Source organism: Streptomyces sp. NPDC040410, from assembly GCF_055595715.1.
Genome location: NZ_JBVIVK010000021.1, coordinates 60596 through 79094 on the forward strand (window position 1 = coordinate 60596; position 18499 = coordinate 79094).

The window sequence follows — 18499 nt, forward strand, 5'->3', positions numbered from 1 at the left end:
CAAGAACACGGGAAAGCGAGCGAAGCCGGGGTCGTCGTGATGGAATCCATGGGACGGCGTCTCCCGGCCTGCCTTGCTGCGCGCGGCGCGTCGGTCCGAGGAGGCGTTTGCTCGACCTCAGGGACCATTGCCCGATCCTGATTCCGACGCATTGGCACGGGATCACGCACACACCACCGAGTAGCCCGGCGAAGCTTCCTCTGGAAGCCTTCACCGGAAGGAAATATTCCGGGAAAATCGCCCGCCCCTTTCGCATTTTTTGCCCAATTTAGTAATATTGGAAGTTGGACTGCTCCTGTGACTCTTCATCGCTCCCTGGTTCAGGATCTCTCGACGTCGTCCATCGACCTCGATGATATCGACCGCACGCTTTTGGGGATAATGGGAGAAGACAGCCGGACTTCCTACGCGCAGGCCGGAGGAAAGGTCAACCTCTCCGCCAGTGCAGTCAAGCGCCGCATCGACCGACTGGTGGCCCGAGGAGTGATTCGGGGTTTCACGGTAGTCCTCGACCCCGTGTTGCTCGGATGGGCCACGGAAGCCTTCGTCGAGATTTATTGCAAAGAACGCACTCCTCCGGAGGAGATTCTGTCATCTCTTCGCCAGTTTCCCGAAGTCACAGCCGCCTGGACGGTCACAGGGGAACCAGACGCGCTGGTGCATCTGCAGACCCGGGACATCCCGGCTCTGGAAGCTGTCATCGAGCGGATCCGGCGCGAGCCGGGGGTTCGGCGCAGCCGCAGCTCCGTGGCGCTCTCCCGCCTCATCGGCTGACGATGGCAGTCGACCTGTCGGCGAACCACGCGTAGATCAATACAGCCGTACATCGACCAGTGTCACGCAACGATCTTGCGCGAGTCCGGGATTTGTGGAGCAATCGCTGCCTGGCAGGCAATGAATACGCATTGCGTGTGGCCATTCACAGCCCCTACGCTCATGCCGTACACGGGATCGAAAGTGAGCCGACATGAGGATACCTGGACTCCTATCGGTGGGCTTCCCGAAGATCTACTTGCAGCCTGGGCGTTCATCGAGATCGCAAAGGACGCACCGGCGTCGCTGTGACCAACTCCGGCCAGTACGCCAGTCTTTCGACTGCACCTCTCCGACGGTGCCCTGCCTCGACCACAGGCTGGCGAACAGCGCCGAGGACGCAGGTGGCCTGCGGGAACTGGTCGAATCGAAGCTCTCGAGATGAGCGAGCACGCCGTGGCTGCCCCACGAACCTGTCCCGCGCGGATCCTCCCCCGGTCCGCGCGGGGCAGCCTCCTCTTCTTCAGAAAGTGCCCGCCCGGGCCGACAGCGGGTCTGGCCTGTCTGGTGACACCGCGGTCGCCGTTGACAGCTCCAGGCACCCTCTCAGTGCTGCCGCCGGTGTCAGGGGAAGACTCCGATCGAAAGCACGGTGTGCGTACGTTCGCGATGTTCTACTAGGAACGATGGCCTGCTTTACCGGAGGTGCCATGCCCAACGCAGCAGCGATCGCCACCCGGGCCGCCTCCGGAGCCTTCGTCATTGGGATCGGGATGGTGGCATGCATCCATCAAGGAGAGCCGCGTGCCGCAGACCCGACATACGGCGACTGCGAGGTCTCGGGCAGGTATGGGCAGTTCAAGCTTGCTCCGACGTCGGCCGGTGCGCTGACGGTCGAAGTGAGCCTCCCGGCACCAGGCTGGTGGAATGGCAAAACGCCCGACACAATCCGGGACGGATACGAGTACTGCATGGCAGCCAACATCGCCTATCGAGCCGGGCTCGACAGAGTGAAGGTAAAGAACGTGCCCTTCACCGAACTCGTGGCCGGGAAGACGAAAAAATTCGACCTCGCACTGTCCGAAATCACGATCAACCGACAGCGCGAGAAGGTGGCCGACTTCTCCCCGCCCTACCTCTCTGTCGACCAGGGGGTGCTTGCCAAGACTGATGCGACCATCGACGCCCGCAACATGCGTCACATTCACATCGGCGTCTCCGCAGGCACGACGGGTGAGAGGTTCGTCGAGAGCGGGCTGAAGCATGCCGGACCGGTGACGGTGTTTCGCGACGACCCGGCCATGATTTCAGCCCTGGCCCACGGGCGTGTGGACGCCGTCGTGCACGATACGACGATCTTGCTGGCGTACGCTCAGAAATCGGGCGGCACAATGCAGGTGCTCGGCCAGTACCGGAGCGGCGAGCGCTACGGAGCCCTCTATCCGAAGGGATCCCCGAACAAAGCGACGCTGGACCGGATCATCCGGCAACTGATCAATGACGGTACCCTCGCCAGGCTCTCGGCTGTCTACCTGGGAAAGGCCTATGGCCGTGATCCGTCCGAGGTTCCGTACTTTCCGGTCGATCCAGCCACTCGATGATTTGTCGTGACGCACGGCCGGCACCTCACTGGCCAGAGCCTCGATCACCTGCGAGATGAGCCCCGCAACGTTCCAGCATTTGTTGTGCGTCGAATTGCGGTGGTGGTAGCGGAAAGGCGCCTTTAGCCGGGCATGAATGACGGCCACCACACAGGAGCCAAAGACAAGCGGGCGCTATCCGATCAGGCTGTGCGTCAGCTTCATCAGGCGCTCACGGGCCTCGGTGTCGTATGCCTGGTCATGGGCCCGCGTATCCGTGAACTGGTCGAAATAGCGGCCCGTGGTGGTGGCGAGTTCCGGGTCGAGCAGTAGGCGCACCGTCGGGCGGACACCCTCGTCCGTGCTGGTGATGGGGGTGAGGCCGTACGTGCGGACGCCGTTCGTGTCCATTAGGTGGGCCGGATGGAGGGTGTTCACCGTGACTCCGGTGCCTTGCAGTTCGGCGGCCAGCTCGAAGGTCGCCATGATCATGGCCAGCTTGCTTCTGCAGTAGGCGCGCAGACCTTCGTAGTCCCGTTCCAGCATGATGTTGCCGAAGTCGATGGGCTCCTGGCCGATCGAGGCGACATTGATCACTCGTGCCGGAGATGAGGCGGTGAGCAGGGGCAGCAGGTCGCGGGTGAGGGCGTAAGAGGCGAGGTGGTTCACGGCGAAGCGGAGTTCGTGGCCTTGGCGGCTCAATTCGCGTTTGAGCGGTTCGGCGCCGCCGCCCGCCACCGCGTTGTTGATGAGGCCGTCGAGGTGCGGCTCCGCCGTACGGATCCGGTCGGCCATTGCGTGCACCTGGTCCAGGTCAGACAAGTCGGCGAGGTATGTGCGGATGGCGGTACCGGGGGCGTCGGCCCGTGCTTCGGTGGCCACGGCTTCCAAGCGAGAGCGGTCCCGGCCGTGCAACAGGACTGTGCCGCCGCGTTGGGCCAGGTCGAGTGCGAGAGCGCGGCCCATGCCCTGGGTAGCGCCGGTGATCAAGGTGGTGCGCTGGGTCATGTCAGCCAGCCTGGCAGTGCCATCGGAGGGCCAGGGAGTGTGTGCCGAGCCTGGTGTTGCCACCACCAGGCTCCTTACGTCACATCGGAGCAGCCCGCCCGCCAGCGGTGGGGGCTCTGGGCACCAACCGGCGCGATCACCTGCATGCCGCCCGGTGACGCACCCGTGGCCCCGTCGGGTGGCGGGGCCACGCTCGATTTGCCGCTGCGTTCAGGGCGTGAGGTCCAGAACGCGGACCGGCTCACCTGCCCACCGGTGCGGGGCGGTGGTGGCGATAATCGCCCCGTCGGGACGGTCCGGGGTGGGCTGGGCCGCGTACTGGCTGTGCGCCGCGGCCCAGGTCTCCTGCCGCGCGACGGCCAGGGCGGCAGCCAGGTCCAGATCGAGGACGGTGATCCCGGGCATGGAGGCCAGATGTTCGGCTGTTCCGGGGCGGACGCGATCGGCTTCAACTAATGCGCAGGCCGGGGCGTACAGGAACCAGCCCGATTCGGCGTGGGCGCGGTGGATCAGGCGGGAAGCAAGAACGTTGCCCTGGCCGGCTGCGGCCATCGCGGTGTCGTCCAGGACGATATGCATAGCGTCGCTCACGGGGCGGTCACCTGGGCCAGGCGCCGATCCAGCTCTCTGTCCAGGTCCTGCTCCTCGACAGCGGTCGGCGCGTAGCCGTTCAACTCCTTCAACGCTGCCAGGGCCTTCTCCGCTCGCTCGGCACGCTCCGCCGGAGTCAGCAAAGTCTCAGCGAGACGGGCGAGGTACGCGCGCAGCGACAGCCCTTCAGCGGCAGCTATAACAGCCAGCCGATCCTTGGCTTCCTCGGGGATACGGATATTGGCATCGGACATCGTCGTGCTCCTTCCTCTCCCTCAAGGATACGGGTACGGGTACGTACCCGTCACGTGACTGATTCCAGTCACGACCCTGTTGCCTGTCCGAAACCAGTGCCACCCTCACCCGCGACCGTCATGCGCATGCTGCGCGAGCACGTCGACGGCGTAGCGGCTGAGCGGCGGCCCGGTGTGCGGGCGCAGCCGGGCCGCGTGCGGGCGGCCCCCGCCGCGCTACCGGCCACCGGCAGCGGGATGCGGCGGATGCGTGCGCGTACGCCGTGGGCCCGCAGGACCGTCCGCGCTTTTACCGGGCGGACGGTCCGGCAGGCGATCGCGACAGCGGAGGATGGATCTGAGCAGCGAGAATGCCGCTTCTGACCAAGCGCCCTCATGTTGGCCACGCTGCTGTCCAGCGATGTCATCGTCCTGATCCGGCAGCACGGGCAGAAACGCCCGGCGGCAACCTGCCGAATCAGCCGGGTTTTCCCGATCGTTTGTCGCTGAATCGCCTGGACACCTGGACGACTGGGAGCCCGTGATCGACGATCTCCGTGCGAGGCACCGCTGGGCCTCCATCTGCAGGAAGGTGAACCGACCATGAGGACGGAGAAGACACTCGTGGCTACCGAAGAGATTTTGATCGTCGGTGCCGGTGTGGTGGGGGCCTCGGTCGCCTATCACCTCACCCGGCTAGGGCACGACCGGGTGACAGTGCTCGACGCCCGTGACCGAGCTGTGCTGCCCGGGTCGACCGGCCTGGCCCCCGGTTTCGTCGGCCAGCTCAGCGCCACCTCAGAACTGGCTGTGCTGGCCAAGGACAGCGTCGCCACCTACCGAGCTCTTGCGGAGACCGGACCCGCAGCGGCCTTCTGCCAGGTCGGCTGCCTGGAGATCGCCACCACCCCCGCCCGCCTGGAGCAGGCCCACCAAGATGTAGAACACGGCCAACACCTCGGTATCGAGGCGAGGGTGCTCGATGCCGCCGAAGCCGTCGCGCTGGCCCCCGCGCTGGTCAACGCCGAACGTGCACTGGGTGCACTGCACATCCCCTCCGACGGCGCTGCCGACCCGGTCGCGCTCACCCACGCTCTCGTTGACGCCGCCGAGACGAGCGGAGCCCGCTTCCGGTTCAACACGCCCGTACTGGCGCTGGAGACCGAACAGGGCAGGGTCGTCGGCGTCCGTGCAGGCAAGGACGGCAAGCTGCTGAGGGCCGACCGGGTTGTGCTGGCCACTGGCATCTGGGGCCCGGTCCTGGCAGCAGATGCCGGAGTGCAGTTGCCCATGGTGGACGTCCAGCACCCATACCTGTTCACTGCCGAACTGCCCGAACTCGACGACACCCCCATCGACACACCGATCATCCGCTACCCCGACCAAGCGGTCTACACGCGCCGCCATGGCCGCCGTTACGGAATGGGAAGCTACGCCCACGCACCGATCCCGCTGGCCCCATCCCCCACGCTCGCATCGGCGGAACTACCCTTCCAGGAAGCCGACTTCGGCACGGCCATCGCCGAGGCCACCGCCCTGGTCCCGGCCTTCCGGGAAGCACCCCGGGGACGTCGGCTCAACGGCGTGTTCGCCTTGACTCCCGATGAAATCCCGCTTGTCGGCCCCGCGACTGAGGTAGCCGGCCTGTGGTTCGCAGAAGCCTCATGGGTGACCCACGCCGGCGGCGTCGGCCGACAACTCGCGAACATGCTCCTGGAGACCGGCAACCTCCTCGTCGACCCCGAGCGGCTGGCACCCGGCCGCTTCGTCACCTGGAGCGACGACAAGATCCGTGAGACCGCACTCGGCCACTACCAAGGCATCTACGACGCCCACTGACACACACCACCACACCTGGGCCAGCAGAGCCGCCCGGCCCAGGCAGCCCCGTCAACAGAGCCCACACCCCTCCCTGGACGACCGTGCCGTTGCCGACCACATGGTCGACGGCACTACGCCCCCGAGCCCGAGACCGACGGCATCCGTGACTCGGCCGCCCTCGCCCAGAAGTTGCCCGGCCGGAACCCCGGAATCTGTACGTGACCTGCCCCGTCCGCGGCCTTCCCTACCGGTCGTGGACGAGGCATGGCGCATGCCGCCCTTCGACGGCCAGATGCTCGGACGGGCTCGTCGCCCCACGCTACGGACGCGACAGCGCCGTCATTTCTCATCGACATCCGTAAGCCGGTTGATCACCAACCGCTCCTGGTGGGCCGGTTCGCCTTGCCGTGTCGGTTCGCCGGCGGGCGCGGCCTGGCCTGATGCCGAGCGGAGGAGGACGGCCACGAGCACAGCTGCGGTGGCCATGGCAGCGCCGCCGCAGCGCAGTGCCAGATGGAGCCCTTCGATGAACGCGGTGTTCACTGCGTCATGAACGGGTGGGGGCAGAACCAGAGTTCTGTCTGCTCCCGTGCCGGCGACCGATTCTGCGAGGCCGTGACGTGTTCCGGAGGGAACGTCGAGCCGATCGAGTGATCCGGTCAGTACGGCGGCCCGGCGGCTGGTGAGGACGGCCCCCAGGGCTGCGACGCCGACGACGCCGCCGATCTCGCGCAGCATGTTGAGGGTCGCAGAGGCCATACCGGCCTGGGTGAGAGGGACGCGCTGCATGACCATGATGGACACCGGCGTGAAGGTCATCCCCATGCCGATTCCCATGGTGAGCAACACCCACAGGTACTGCGGGTAGCGGGCGTGTTCACCGTAGAAAGAGAGGCCGCTGAGAGCCACGGCGCACAGGGCCAGGCCGGTCACCAGAGGAATCCGGGGACCGTGGCGTGAGGCGAGTGTGCCGGACAGCGGCGCGGCGACAACGATCATCGCGGTCATGGGCAGCCCTGCCAGACCCGCGTTCGACGGTGCCCAGCCCATCACATCCTGCATGAGCAACGGCAAGAAGAACGACGCACCGAACATACCGAAGCTGATCATGAATCCGCTCACCGCGGCTCCGCTGAGCACCGGGTCCCGGAAGATACTCAGGTCGAGCATGGGGTCGGTGGTGCGGAATTCGACCGCGACGAAGGCCAGCAGGGCTACTGCCGCCGCCGCTGCGACGGCCAGGACGCGGGCGTCGGTCCAGCCGCGGGCCGGTCCTTCGATGAGTGCGTAGACCAGGGCGCCGAAGCCCAGCGCCGAGAGCAACTGGCCGGGAAGGTCCACTCGCCTGGCTCGGCCTGCGAACTCCGGGAGCACCCGGGCGGCAAGCAGCAGCCCGGCCGCTCCGATCGGGACGTTGATCCAGAACACGCTGGCCCATCCGAACGCGTCCACCATCGGCCCGCCCAGTACCGGGCCGATCGCCAGGCCCACGGCGGACACGCCGGACCAGAGTCCGACAGCCCGGGCCCTCTCTTTCTCGTCGGTGAAGACGTGCCGCAGAATCGACAGGCTGCCCGGCGTGAGCAATGCCGCGCCGAGTCCTTGCAGCATCCGTGCGGCGATCAGCATGCCGATCGACCCGGACAGTGCCGCCGCCGCCGATCCTGCCGTGAACAGCGCCAGTCCGCTGAGGAAGATCCGTTTGCGGCCGTACCGGTCGCCGAGCGTGCCGCCGGTGAGCAGGAGGGCGGCATAGACCAGGCTGTAGCCCTCGACCACCCACTGCAGTCCGCTGACTCCACTGTGCAACTGTTGCCCGATGCGGGGCAGAGCGTTGTTGACGATGACGTTGTCGAGCATCGCCATGAACATGGTGGCGCACAAGGCTGCAAGCACGAGCCTCTTGCGCCCGGACGTGAACTCCTCCATCACTCTCCCTAACGGTGTTAGCTGATCGCCCAGCTCGGCCAGAGTCCCTCTAACGGTGTTAGATTGCAAACTGGTTTTCTTCGACGGAGGTGGCCGGTGGCAGACGACAGCGCACCCGAGGGCCGGGCACAGCCCGGACTGACCCGCCAGACGCTCGTGGCGGCGGCTCTGCGGGTGCTGGAACGTGAGGGCATCGCCGGGCTGTCGATGCGCAAGGTCGGCGCCGAACTGGGGGTGAAAGCGGCCTCCCTGTACTGGCACGTCCGCAACAAGGAACAACTGCTTGACCTCCTCACCGACGAGCTCATGGCTGATGCCGAGCCGCCGCCCAGGCGGGGCGACTGGCGGGAGCAGCTCCGCGAGTACTCACTGCGCTACCGACGGCACCTGCTGGCGAAGCGGGACGCCGCCAAGGTCGTCGCGGGGCGCCTGGCGCTCGGCCCGAACCTGCTGCGTCTTATGGAGGATCAATTGGACCGGCTTCGGGAAGCCGGATTCACTGATGCCGACGCCGCCCTGGCCAACTACCTTCTCGGTGCCTTCGTCCAGGGCTTTGTTCTCCAGGAGGAGGCGCCCATCTCCGCATCCGAGACCGAGGGCGCCAGTCGTTGCGAGGTCGCCCAGATGGCGGCCGACCGGCTGCGGGGACTGCCGGAAGCGACCTTCCCGAACCTCGTCGCCCTGGCCGGCGACCTCACCGCCCCGTCCATGGAGGACCGCTTCGCCTTCGGCCTCGAACGTCTCCTCGACGGACTGGCAGCCCTGCTCGCCGAGAACCACGCACACCCGACAGCTGAACCCGCCCCCCTTGAAGGGAAGCCCCCGACACATGGGTGACCGCACCCACCGCGTCATCGTCCGCGGCACGTTCGCCGACCTCGACGCGGCTCAACGTGCCGCACTCTTTCACCGTCTGCGCAAGCTCGGAGTACTGCATCTTCGGCGGCCTGCTTGAGCAGTTGTTTGCGGTGGTACCCGCTGGATGGCCTCCGCGGGTGCGCCGACAGAGCGTTCTTCACGAGCCCGAACTCGACCAAACCGACAATGCCAGACGGACATCACGGGCTGCACTGTCCGCGGTCGTCAAGACCGGATCACATGTTCCGTACGTCGAAATAGACCCTGCCCGTGCCTGGATCGAGGTAGCACCTGCCGTGGTATCCCACGCCCGTCACTTCATCGTCGAAGCTCGCGCTCCGGACCCATTTGGCACCCTTGGGCATGAACTCGACGAGCTCTGCCGGAATCTGGCTGGGTGTTTCGGGCTGAAAGTCCCGCAGCGGCCTTCCCACGATGGCGGCGGCAGCACCCGCGCTGAGATGGGCGGTTCCTACCGTGCGGAATGTCGAAGGGCCCGGAGCGGACACCCTTGAATCCTTGGTTTCCAGGATCTCGAGCCAATGCGCCTCGGTGAGCGGGCCCAGCAGGGTGAATTGACGCTCCAGCGGCTCCACGTCCGTGTAGACCTTCTCGCCGTCCGCGCTCTTCGCGGTCGACGTACACGCCACAAGCACCGTTGCCGCGCCGAGTGCGAGCAGTCCTCGGCGTCCCAGAGGGGCCGTACCACTCACGTGCGTCCTCCCTGCCCTCGTTTCTTCCATGGCGACCTCCTGTTCGTCACCACTCTCAGCGGCGACGGTCACAGGTGATCATCATGTGTTTCTCCCCCCGCCACATGTGTGGAAGTACTCAACCTGCAGTCGAATCGGCATGTCAGCAGGTCACCCGTTCTGGTGGCCGGTAGGCGCGTTGCCGGCGTCAGCACCGCCGGGAGCGCCACAGTGGATCAATGCGCCGCGCACTGCTTCTCATCGCCGCCAGCGTGCTGTTCGCATCGGGCTGTGTCACCGTCCCGCCCGCGGCCGCCCCTCCGCCGGACCGGCATGTCGCCGCCGCCGGCGCCCCGTCCCCGCTCCCCCTGTTGCAGGTTTCCGCGCCGCGCGGTCAGGCCCGGCTCGTCCGCACCGGCCCGCGGCCGCACGTTCGGCACCACTCGCGCGTGCCCTCCGAACCGCAAAGCCGTCCCGTGTCGCCGGCGCGGCCGGGACTGGCGCGGCATCAGGCCAAGGCCCCTGCGCAGCGACCGCGGCCGACCGCGCCGGCTCGCCGGACGACGCACCCGCGGCCCCCAGGTCCGCGTCCACCCTCCCGGCCGCGCACGTCGTACGACCCGTCCGTCGTGTGCGCGTGGGCGCAGGACAGCGGTGTGGATCCGGCTGTGGTCGGCGCGTGCCGCTCCCAGCTCGGCGGGCGCTGAGCGACACCGACGCCGCCCCGCTGACACCTGTGATCCAGATGGCCGACCCGGACAACCCCGAGGGCTCCTGGCGGCAGCTTCCTGCCGCGATCGGCCGGTGTCTCGATCCTTAGAAAGGTACACGCATGTACGCGTGGCGGAGGAGACCTCGTCCAGCGCACTGGCGGCGACGCGCTCGCACTGTCGGCGCCCTGGGCGCTGCCCCACCCAGTGCTCTTGGGATCGCCCAACGCACACATCAGCGCTGACCTCGTCGCCAGCCCGGACTCCCTCGCGGTCGTCGAAGAGTGGCGCGGGAAAGGCATCGCGCGCGCCCTGGTCGCTGAAGCGGAGAAGGCGATGGGTGCACACGAGGAGGGGAGGTTCGGCGTGGCCGTCATGCACGTCACGCACGAACCGACCGACCGCACGGATTCGGTCGTCCGTGTTGACGCGCGGGCGCTCCACACAGCCAGCTTCGACGTCACGCGGGGCCGGCTGTGTCTGGCAGCGTCCAGTCCGTCAGACTCAACGCCTGACCTCGCTCGTTCACCTCTGCTCTTGGCGTGCTGGAGGTCGACGCGGAGGCCAAACGTATCCTTCCCTGGGTGTTGGCAGCGGCAGAGAAAGCAGCAGAGTTGTTCGGTCACACGACCGCAGCCGCACAGAGCAGCCGAACAGGAACCCGATCGGAACGCGGACGCCACAGCAGCCTCTGAGGCGGCCGGGCGTCCTCGCCCGGCGCGGGCTGCGGGCGGGTCCGATTGGCACCGCCATGGACGACGGGACCGGCACTGTCACCGTTGGTACGTGGCGAGTTCGGTGGATGAGGTGTGCCCGGGGTGAACGCCCGGTGATACTAGGCATCGTGAAGACGGGGGGATGGGGAATGCCTGTGGAGCGGTTCGGCCCGTATGTCGTCCTGGAGGAGCTGGCCAGCGGAGGAATGGGGCGCGTCCTGCTCGCGCGTTCCCCTGGGCGCCGTACCGTCGCGGTGAAGACGCTCCTGGCCGACTCGGCCGACGACCGGCGGAGGTTCGCCCGCGAGGTACGAATCGCTCAACGTGTGCGCGGCGTCTACACGGCGAGCGTGATCGAGGCAGACGCCGAGGCCGTGGTGCCGTGGATGGCGACGGAGTACATTCCCGCCCCGTCGCTGCGTGACCTGGTCGAAAGCTGCGGGGTGCTCGGGGCGGGCGCGCTGCACTGGATAGCCGCCGGCATCGCGGAAGCACTGCTCAGCATTCATGCGGCCGGACTGGTGCACCGGGACATCAAGCCGTCCAACGTGCTGCTGCCGGTGGAGGGTCCGCGGGTCATCGACTTCGGTATCTCGCAGGCCCACGACGTCACCCGGACACAGGCGGCGCTGGGCACGGTGGCGTACGCGTCGCCCGAACAGGCACGCGGTGAGCCGACGACCGCGGCGTCCGACGTGTTCTCCCTGGGCGCGACCCTGTTCCACCTCGCCGTGGGCCGTGCGCCCTACCGTGACGGCGGAGCCAGTTCGGCGCTGGAGCAGCTCGTGCGCACCGCTGCGGGTGAACTCGACCTCACCGGACTACCTGGCGACCTGGAGGAACTCATCCTCCCCTGCCTGCGATTCGACCCCGCCACACGGCCGGCGCCCGCGCAGATCGTGGCACGCTCCCAGAAGCGGCTGGAAGAACGGCCCAGCGCCCGGGGTGGCGAGGACTGGCTGCCGGGGAACTGGACAGAGGCCATCGAGCGCCACCGCACGCGGCGCACGCACGCGGTGCGGGAGGCGCGACGCCGGGTGGGGCCGGACGCTCAGACCCAGCCGGTCCAGCCGCCACGGCCGACCGCGCGCCTGATCACGACGCAGGGCGTCAGCCCGGCGACCCGGCGCTCGAGAACCCTGCTGCTGGCGGCCGGCGGGGCCGCTGCCGCTCTCGCCGTCGGCGCCCTGTTGGTTCTGCGTCCCTGGACGGCGGAGGCCGGAACCGGCGGCGCGGGCGAACCGGACGGTCCCGTCGGCATCCTGCCGGTGCTGAGCGAGTCGCCCGGGGTATGCCCCACGGACTCCCCCGAGGGACGGTCCTGGACGTCGGACGACCGCCAGACCTGCGTGGTCACGGCCAACGAAGAAGGGCTCACGGTGCGGCAGTTCAAGAGCGTCAGGGCCTTCTACCAGTCGGAGAACGGCCTGGACGGGTGGACGGTGGAAGTCACCCTGGACGACGGCGCCCGGGCCGCCTTCTCCCGCCTCACCGCCAAGGTGGCGGGACAGCCCCAGCCACGGAACGAATTGGCCTTCGTCATCCGGGACTCGGGACGCCTCCTGACCAACCCCGCCATTCTGGAGAAAATAACCGGCCCCAAGGTCCCGGTCGCCCTCAACCTCAAGAAGAACGAGGCCCGCTTCCTCGCCCAGGCACTGGGAGCCCCGTCCTGACAGGGGCCTACACCTTCCTGCCGGGGCGGCGCGCTCGCCAGGTATCTCCAAGAGCAAGGGCTGGATGCCGATCACCTGCGTCGACACCCGCGGTCCCCTGACCCCCGATCGGTACGTCAGCCAGGAAGCGCTGAATCTGCTGGCAGGCTGATGGACAAGCCGCCGCGGAAGGCCAACCAGAACGGGACCGCCTTTACAAGAGGCCCAAGGGAGACGGCTCCCACCTCACCGTCTCGGAGGATGCTCAGTCGAGACAGAACTCGTTGCCCTCGATGTCCTGCATCACGATGCACGACTCATTGTGGTCATCGGCAAGCAGCAGCCGCACGCGTGTTGCGCCGAGCGCGACCAGTCGTGCGCACTCGGCTTCGAGCGTGGCCAGGCGCTCTTCACCCACGAGCCCGGTGCCGACTCGCACGTCAAGATGCAGCCGATTCTTGACGACCTTGCCTTCGGGGACGCGCTGGAAGTACAGTCGCGGGCCCACGCCTGAGGGATCACTGCAGGCGAACCCTGAGCCCTGCCGATCGGGCGGCAGAGAGCGGTCGAAATCGTCCCACGTAGCGAACCCCTCTGGTGGCGGCGGTACGACGTACCCCAACACCTCGCACCAAAAGCGAGCGACGCGCTCAGGTTCTGCGCAGTCGAAGGTGACTTGGAACTGCTTGATCGATGACATCGGCGCACCATAGCAGGGGGACTCTGTTGCTCATTTCCCGGTGTGGATCCGCATGTTGTCGGGAGGACGGCCCCTGCTGGCCACCGCACTTCGGGAGGGCTCTGCGCCGCTGCGGTGTGCGACCCGTAGTCCCTCCGCTGTGGCCACCAGAAGGTGCGGGCGTGACCGAGCCCGAGCCGTCCGGTTCGACCGACACCCTGATAGGTGGTCCGCTCGTCCGGCCAGTCCTACCGGACCGTCACGGGTGGTCGGCCATCGAGGAGACCGACGGCCGCGAGCGCGTGCGCAGGACGTGGACGGCGCAGGGCGAGATCGAGGGGCCGGAGAGCTGACCGTCCGAGCGGAACGCGCGGTGCGGGCGAAGTAGCCGCTCGACAATGATGGCCCCCGCCGGAGCAGGGGCCATCGAGGATCTGTGCCGACAGCGGCGGACAGCGGCCGTTCTCCTCCGGGCCCGCCACGGGGTCCGATGGATGGTCACGGCCTTCAGGGCCGGCGGGCAGGCCTGAAACCGCGGTGCGGCGGCAAGTCGGGCTCCCCGAATCCCGCACGGCGGGCATAGGTTGGGTGCCCGAAAAGTGATCATCTTTCGGGGGTGGATGTGGCAGGCCGGGATCTCAGGGCCCTGTTCAGCACAAACGACCGCACTCCCGCCGCAGAGGAGGCGTTCACCAACCGGCAGGCACAGTGGGACCAGGTCACGGCCGCGCTCACCGCCCACGGCCGGCCGTGGCCCGCCTGCTGACCGAAGGTGAGGGGCAGCGCACTCGGGAGGTGGCAGCCCGGATCAGGCGTGGGTTTTCTCGACGCGGCCCGCACTCGTGGTTTCCTCGGACTCCGCTGCGCCGTCGTGGGAACGGGCGTGGCGGGGCAGCAGGAAGATCGCGCCGAACGCCGCAGCCATCAAAGCGAGTTCGACACCGAGCGTGATCTGTTCGGCGTGGACGTAGTCGCCGCTCTTGACCTGCTCGAAGAAAACGGTGCCCAGGATCGCGGTACCGAGCGCGGCACCGAACTGCTGGACGGACGTCAGCGTGCCGGAGGCCGATCCGGTCTCGTGCGGCTCGACGGAGGCGAGGACGGTGTCGAAGAACGGTGCCATCACGAAGCCCATGCCGAGGCCGGCGATAGCCAGCGCGGGTGCCAGCTGCCACGGGGTGACGCCCGTCCCGGCGAACTGCAGGGTGAGGATGACGCCGACGATGCCGAGCGCCATCACGAGCAGACCTCCGTGCATGACCCTGCGGCCGAACCTCAGCAGCGCCTGGGAGGCCACGAAGGCGACAACCATGCCGAGCGAGGACGGGATGCCGGCCAGTCCGGCCTTGAACGGCGAGTAGTGCAGGCCGATCTGCGTGTAGAGGCTGAACGTCAGCCAGAAACCCGTCATGGCGGAGAAGAAGATCAGGCCCAGGACCATGCCACCGCTGAAACCGCGCTTGGCGAACAGGCTGGGCTCCACCAGCGGGTCGGCGCCGCGGCGGCCTCGCCGGCTCTCGTACCGGCCGAACACCACGAAGACCGCCACCGACAGACCGATCAGCACAAACGTCCAGGCCGGCCAGCCGTGCTCGCGGCCCTGGACCAGCGGGAAGATCATCAGCGCTGAGCCGGCCGCCGCGAGGAAGGCGCCGACGAGGTCGAGGCGGACGGTGCGGGCACTGCGCCACTCAGGCAGGAACAGCAAACCGCCGACGAGGGCGAAGACGCCGAGCGGGATGTTGATCAGGAAGATCATCCGCCATCCGGTGCCGAAGAGGTCGGCGTCGACCAGCCATCCGGCGAGAATCGGGCCGCCGACGGTAGACAGGCCCATGACCGGGCCGAACATGCCGAAGGCTGTGGCCTGTTCCTTCTCGGAGAAGATCTCCTTGAGGATGCCCAGGCCCTGCGGCAGCATTACGGCCCCGAGCAGCCCCTGGACGACCCGGGCGGCAATCAGCTGCTCGGGGCCCTGAGCGAGAGCGCAGCCGATCGAGCCGAGAGTGAAGCCGGCCGCGCCTATCAGGTACATGCGCCTGCGGCCGGCGATGTCGCCCAGGCGGCCGCCGGTGATCAGGCCGATCGCCATCGCGAGGGTGTAGGCGGCGCCCAGCCACTGGATGGTGCTCTCGCTGCCGCCGATGTCGGCCCGTATGGCGGGTGCGGCGACGTTGGTGACCAGCGAGTCGAGCAGGTCCATGACCTCCGCGGCGAGGACCACGAAGAGCGCGGCCCATCGCCATCGGTAAGGGGCGGGTGTGTTGTCGGTCATGGCGCCTCCAGTGGCGTAGAACAACGTTTGACTTGACGAACAACGTTCTACGAGACGATCGGCGTTTGTGTCAAACGGTATTCGCGGTGCCGAACAGCGTTCGCCATCCGTTACGATTTCACCCACGAAACAGCACGGAAGTAGGTGGCCCTTGACCTCGGACATGCCCGCGATCCCGTGGCACAAGGCGCGCAGGACCGATACCCGGCAGCCCCTGACCCGGGACACGATCGTCGACGCCGGCATCCGTGTGCTGGACCGCGACGGGCTCGAGGGCGTCACCATGCGCCGGGTCGCCCAGGAGCTCGACACCGGTGCAGCCTCGCTGTACGCGCACATGGCCAACAAGGACGAGCTGCTCGAACTCATGCTGGAGCGGATCGCGGGCGAGGTCCGGCTCCCCGAGCGGCCCGAGCCCGACCGCTGGAAGGAGCAGATCAAGGAGATCTGCCTGGACGCGCAGCGGGTCTACACCTCGCACCGCGACGTCAGCGCGGTCTCGCTCGGCAGCATCCCGCTGGGCGAGAACCAGCTGCGGATCGCCGAGTTCGTCCTGAGCCTGATGCTGGAGGTGGGCATTCCGGCCGGGGTGGCCGCCTGGGCACTGGACGGCCTGGGGCAGCTCATCGACTCGGACGCGTACGAGGCCGCCCTGTACGCCGCCAGGCTGAAGGACGAAGCGGGAGCCGACGCCTACGTCGCCCGGGTCCGGGAGTACTTCTCCCACCTGCCGCAGGACAGGTTCCCGCTGATCAGCAGCATGGCCGGGGTCATGACCAACGGAATCGGCAACGAGCGGTTCGAGTTCAAGATCGAACTCTTTCTGCGCGGTCTGGAGACCTACGTCGAGTGACTGATGGGGACCACCGGTCCGCTGGTGGTTGCAACCGGGCCAAGCACAGGCTGCTGGGGCGTGCTGCTCCGGTGCAGCAGCGGGTGGAGCCCTGACCGATGACGTCGCTCCAGGTTTTGACAGGCCTTTGCCATGGTGTCCTGGGCGATGTCGGCGGCCAGCGGCAGGGACGCGCCGTGGTCAGGAATCCAGTCTGCGGCTTGACGTGAACTCCTCGGCCGTCTGCTGGCGTTTCTCCTCGGGCGGGGTGGAAGCGGTGGTGCCGGGCGGGTGGCGCGGTCGGCCGGGTCATGGTCGCTCACTGAGCCCGGCTGGGTGAGGACGAAGTGAGGCCGGCGCCGTTCTGGACCGTGTTATCTCTTCCTGCACGCCGACCGTCGGCGCTCTGGGCCACGCCCGGCAGCGCACCCGGGCGCCCGAGGGCTCGGGTCAGCATGCGCTGATCGTCGCCATGCCGACTACGCCTTGCGTCGCCGGACGGCTGCACCACGTATCCGCTGAAGTCGCCGTGCCGCGGAAGCGTCTGCCCGAGTCCGTACTGTTCCTTGAGCCCGACTCCACTGACTGGCACCCCCGCCGCCACGCATGCGCGTCCGACCAGAGCCCACGCCCTCGGGCGGCCGGCAGCCCGACTGCTCGACTGCCCACTTCGCCTGCCACGGAGAGGGCCTGTTGGAAGATCATTCCACTGCCCGAACTTGACGCCCATCCGCGTGGGACGTCTTGTCGGCGGCCACCTCGCCCGCACGGGGCGCGGGGCCGTCCGGCCCGCCCGCAGAACTTGATCTTGTCCACGACCTCGGCGAAGCGGGGGCTGCCGACGGCCTGACCGGGCGTCAGCAAGCGCGACAGCGGGCGGCAGCGTCGGTCGGCGGACAAGTGGACCTTGGTGGTCAGCCCACCCCGCAGCGGCCCATCCCGCCGCTTCAGCCTGGCCCCGTGCCGGCGCCGCCGCCGTCGCCGTCCGGCCCAGGCTGCGTCCATCCCCACGGCGTGGTGGTGGCCGCGGGCCATGGTGGAGTCCACGGCCCAGCTCCCAGTCCACCCCGCCGCGGTCGGCGACGTCGGCGATCACTGCTTTGGCGGAACTGTACGGCCAGCCGGAGACCGAGATGTTTCGGGACCTGGCCTCCTGGCGGAACCCGACAGTGACGCCGTCGGCCGGCGACACGTCACGCGGCCCGCTGCGCATCCTTCTGTGCGTCCCGGACACCGCGCGAGACCCGCTCGGCGATCGCCGCGACCAGAGTGCGCGGGCGGCGTGGCGACAGGTGGGCGGTCACGGCGTTGGAGAGGCCGGGCGTGACGTAGGCGCGGTCGGCGTTCAACGCACGCAGCGCGGACCGGACCACCGGCTCTGGCGTGGTGAAGGATCCGGTGACAGCGGCCTTCCGCGTCCCGATGACGTCGAAGAACGCGGTCTCCACCGGCCCCGGGCAGAGCGCGAGCACACGGATGCCCTGCCGCCGGTACTCCTGGCGGAGCGCGAGGCTGAAATTGAGCACGAACGTCTTGGACGCGCCGTAGACGGCGAAGTACGCCGTCGGCTGGAAGGCGGCGGTGGACGCCACGTTGACCACCGAGCCCCGGCCGCGCGCGAGCATGCCCGGCAGCAGCTCGTGGGTGAGGTCGACGAGCGAGACGACGTTGACCATCAGCTGGTCATGGTCGCGCTGCCCGTCGATCTGCTCGAAGCGACCGCACGTGCCGAAGCCCGCGTTGTTGACCAGCACGTCCACGGTCAGGCCGCGGTCGGCTAGTTCGGCGCCGATACGGCGGGCGGCATCCGGCGCGGAGAGATCCTGGACCAGGACGTGGGCGTTCACCCCGTGGGCCTCGCCGAGCCGTTGGGCGAGGGCTGCCAGGCGGTCGGCCGAGCGGGCGACGAGGACAAGGTCGTGGCCCCGCGCGGCAAGCTGGGCGGCGAACTCCGCACCGAGGCCGGAGGACGCGCCGGTTATCAGAGCAGTGGTGCGCAAGTGGTGCTCCTTCGTGGAAACGCGGGACGAGCGGATCGAACCGCCCCCCCATCATCTGTGACACAAGAGTATCCGATATTAGCCAATCTGCAACAGCAGTGTTGCAGTTATGACCAGAGTCGCTCCCCCGCTGTAACGTCTCCGGGTACGACAAAGCTGGAGGCATC

General features: G+C 67.9%; 18 protein-coding genes. 10 read left to right on the top strand and 8 right to left on the bottom strand.

Translation table 11 applies throughout. From position 1 onward, the window contains the following. Positions 1-297 precede the first annotated feature (297 nt). Together ACZ562_RS31460 and ACZ562_RS31465 are read left to right on the top strand one after the other, a co-directional pair. Positions 298-774, top strand: coding sequence for an Lrp/AsnC family transcriptional regulator (locus ACZ562_RS31460; protein ID WP_471186060.1), 477 nt, complete (start codon positions 298-300; stop codon positions 772-774). Between the two features lie 689 nt (positions 775-1463). Further along, positions 1464-2354 (top strand): ABC transporter substrate-binding protein, encoded by an 891-nt coding sequence (locus ACZ562_RS31465; RefSeq protein WP_471186063.1) that lies wholly within the window; start codon positions 1464-1466, stop codon positions 2352-2354. Positions 2355-2528: 174 nt separating this feature from the next. Here the strand turns inward: ACZ562_RS31465 and ACZ562_RS31470 are convergent, their stop codons facing one another. The 3 genes from ACZ562_RS31470 to ACZ562_RS31480 form a co-directional block, all read right to left on the bottom strand. Then, the gene (locus tag ACZ562_RS31470; protein WP_471186065.1) at positions 2529-3341 is read right to left on the bottom strand and encodes an SDR family NAD(P)-dependent oxidoreductase; all 813 of its coding nucleotides are present in this window, start codon (positions 3339-3341) and stop codon (positions 2529-2531) included. 210 nt (positions 3342-3551) lie between these two features. After that, positions 3552-3920 carry a PIN domain-containing protein gene (locus ACZ562_RS31475; protein WP_471186186.1) on the bottom strand — a complete coding sequence of 123 codons (369 nt, stop codon included), beginning with the start codon at positions 3918-3920 and terminating at the stop codon, positions 3552-3554. Between the two features lie 8 nt (positions 3921-3928). Beyond that, complete coding sequence (locus ACZ562_RS31480; protein ID WP_471186068.1) at positions 3929-4186, bottom strand: hypothetical protein; 258 nt, start codon at positions 4184-4186, stop codon at positions 3929-3931. Between the two features lie 603 nt (positions 4187-4789). On the opposite strand from ACZ562_RS31480, the gene ACZ562_RS31485 reads away from it, so the two are divergent. After that, the gene (locus tag ACZ562_RS31485; RefSeq protein WP_471186070.1) at positions 4790-6004 is read left to right on the top strand and encodes an NAD(P)/FAD-dependent oxidoreductase; all 1215 of its coding nucleotides are present in this window, start codon (positions 4790-4792) and stop codon (positions 6002-6004) included. Between the two features lie 321 nt (positions 6005-6325). Here ACZ562_RS31485 and ACZ562_RS31490 read toward each other — a convergent pair whose 3' ends face one another. Next, entirely contained in the window at positions 6326-7984 is a 1659-nt protein-coding gene (locus tag ACZ562_RS31490) for an MFS transporter (protein ID WP_471186072.1), read from the bottom strand. Between the two features lie 27 nt (positions 7985-8011). Between ACZ562_RS31490 and ACZ562_RS31495 the strand changes: the two genes are divergently transcribed. Further along, entirely contained in the window at positions 8012-8752 is a 741-nt protein-coding gene (locus ACZ562_RS31495; protein ID WP_471186075.1) for a TetR/AcrR family transcriptional regulator C-terminal domain-containing protein, read from the top strand. Next, positions 8745-8870 carry a DUF6204 family protein gene (locus ACZ562_RS31500; RefSeq protein WP_471186077.1) on the top strand — a complete coding sequence of 42 codons (126 nt, stop codon included), beginning with the start codon at positions 8745-8747 and terminating at the stop codon, positions 8868-8870. Before ACZ562_RS31495 ends, ACZ562_RS31500 begins: the two co-directional genes overlap by 8 nt. 139 nt (positions 8871-9009) lie before the next feature. On the opposite strand, the gene ACZ562_RS31505 is transcribed toward ACZ562_RS31500, so the two are convergent. Further along, complete coding sequence (locus ACZ562_RS31505; protein ID WP_471186079.1) at positions 9010-9558, bottom strand: hypothetical protein; 549 nt, start codon at positions 9556-9558, stop codon at positions 9010-9012. 586 nt (positions 9559-10144) lie between these two features. Here ACZ562_RS31505 and ACZ562_RS31510 point away from each other — a divergent pair. Then, entirely contained in the window at positions 10145-10285 is a 141-nt protein-coding gene (locus ACZ562_RS31510) for a hypothetical protein (protein ID WP_471186081.1), read from the top strand. A gap of 734 nt (positions 10286-11019) precedes the next feature. Further along, positions 11020-12567: a serine/threonine-protein kinase gene (locus tag ACZ562_RS31515; RefSeq protein WP_471186084.1), complete on the top strand. Its 1548-nt coding sequence runs from the start codon at positions 11020-11022 to the stop codon at positions 12565-12567. 244 nt (positions 12568-12811) lie between these two features. Here ACZ562_RS31515 and ACZ562_RS31520 read toward each other — a convergent pair whose 3' ends face one another. Next, the gene (locus ACZ562_RS31520) at positions 12812-13246 is read right to left on the bottom strand and encodes a VOC family protein (RefSeq protein ID WP_471186087.1); all 435 of its coding nucleotides are present in this window, start codon (positions 13244-13246) and stop codon (positions 12812-12814) included. A gap of 161 nt (positions 13247-13407) precedes the next feature. Here ACZ562_RS31520 and ACZ562_RS31525 point away from each other — a divergent pair, with 161 nt between their 5' ends. Both ACZ562_RS31525 and ACZ562_RS31530 read left to right on the top strand, forming a co-directional pair. Beyond that, on the top strand, positions 13408-13578 hold the full coding sequence (locus tag ACZ562_RS31525; RefSeq protein ID WP_471186089.1) for a hypothetical protein: 171 nt from the start codon (positions 13408-13410) through the stop codon (positions 13576-13578). Positions 13579-13841: 263 nt separating this feature from the next. Continuing rightward, the gene (locus ACZ562_RS31530) at positions 13842-13991 is read left to right on the top strand and encodes a hypothetical protein (protein WP_471186092.1); all 150 of its coding nucleotides are present in this window, start codon (positions 13842-13844) and stop codon (positions 13989-13991) included. A 42-nt stretch (positions 13992-14033) separates the two neighbouring features. Here ACZ562_RS31530 and ACZ562_RS31535 read toward each other — a convergent pair whose 3' ends face one another. Further along, the gene (locus tag ACZ562_RS31535) at positions 14034-15500 is read right to left on the bottom strand and encodes an MFS transporter (RefSeq protein ID WP_471186095.1); all 1467 of its coding nucleotides are present in this window, start codon (positions 15498-15500) and stop codon (positions 14034-14036) included. Positions 15501-15651: 151 nt separating this feature from the next. Between ACZ562_RS31535 and ACZ562_RS31540 the strand changes: the two genes are divergently transcribed. After that, the gene (locus ACZ562_RS31540; protein ID WP_471186097.1) at positions 15652-16353 is read left to right on the top strand and encodes a TetR/AcrR family transcriptional regulator C-terminal domain-containing protein; all 702 of its coding nucleotides are present in this window, start codon (positions 15652-15654) and stop codon (positions 16351-16353) included. A gap of 1172 nt (positions 16354-17525) precedes the next feature. Here ACZ562_RS31540 and ACZ562_RS31545 read toward each other — a convergent pair. Continuing rightward, positions 17526-18332 (bottom strand): SDR family NAD(P)-dependent oxidoreductase, encoded by an 807-nt coding sequence (locus ACZ562_RS31545; protein WP_471186099.1) that lies wholly within the window; start codon positions 18330-18332, stop codon positions 17526-17528. Positions 18333-18499: the final 167 nt, after the last annotated feature.

What these genes read in the sequence shown, in the direction of transcription:
- ACZ562_RS31465 (WP_471186063.1), top strand. Translation starts at nt 1,464, where the DNA reads ATGCCCAACGCAGCAGCGATCGCCACCCGGGCCGCCTCCGGAGCCTTC.
- ACZ562_RS31470 (WP_471186065.1), bottom strand. Translation starts at nt 3,341, where the DNA reads ATGACCCAGCGCACCACCTTGATCACCGGCGCTACCCAGGGCATGGGC.
- ACZ562_RS31475 (WP_471186186.1), bottom strand. Translation starts at nt 3,920, where the DNA reads ATGCATATCGTCCTGGACGACACCGCGATGGCCGCAGCCGGCCAGGGC.
- ACZ562_RS31480 (WP_471186068.1), bottom strand. Translation starts at nt 4,186, where the DNA reads ATGTCCGATGCCAATATCCGTATCCCCGAGGAAGCCAAGGATCGGCTG.
- ACZ562_RS31500 (WP_471186077.1), top strand. Translation starts at nt 8,745, where the DNA reads ATGGGTGACCGCACCCACCGCGTCATCGTCCGCGGCACGTTCGCCGAC.
- ACZ562_RS31520 (WP_471186087.1), bottom strand. Translation starts at nt 13,246, where the DNA reads ATGTCATCGATCAAGCAGTTCCAAGTCACCTTCGACTGCGCAGAACCT.
- ACZ562_RS31535 (WP_471186095.1), bottom strand. Translation starts at nt 15,500, where the DNA reads ATGACCGACAACACACCCGCCCCTTACCGATGGCGATGGGCCGCGCTC.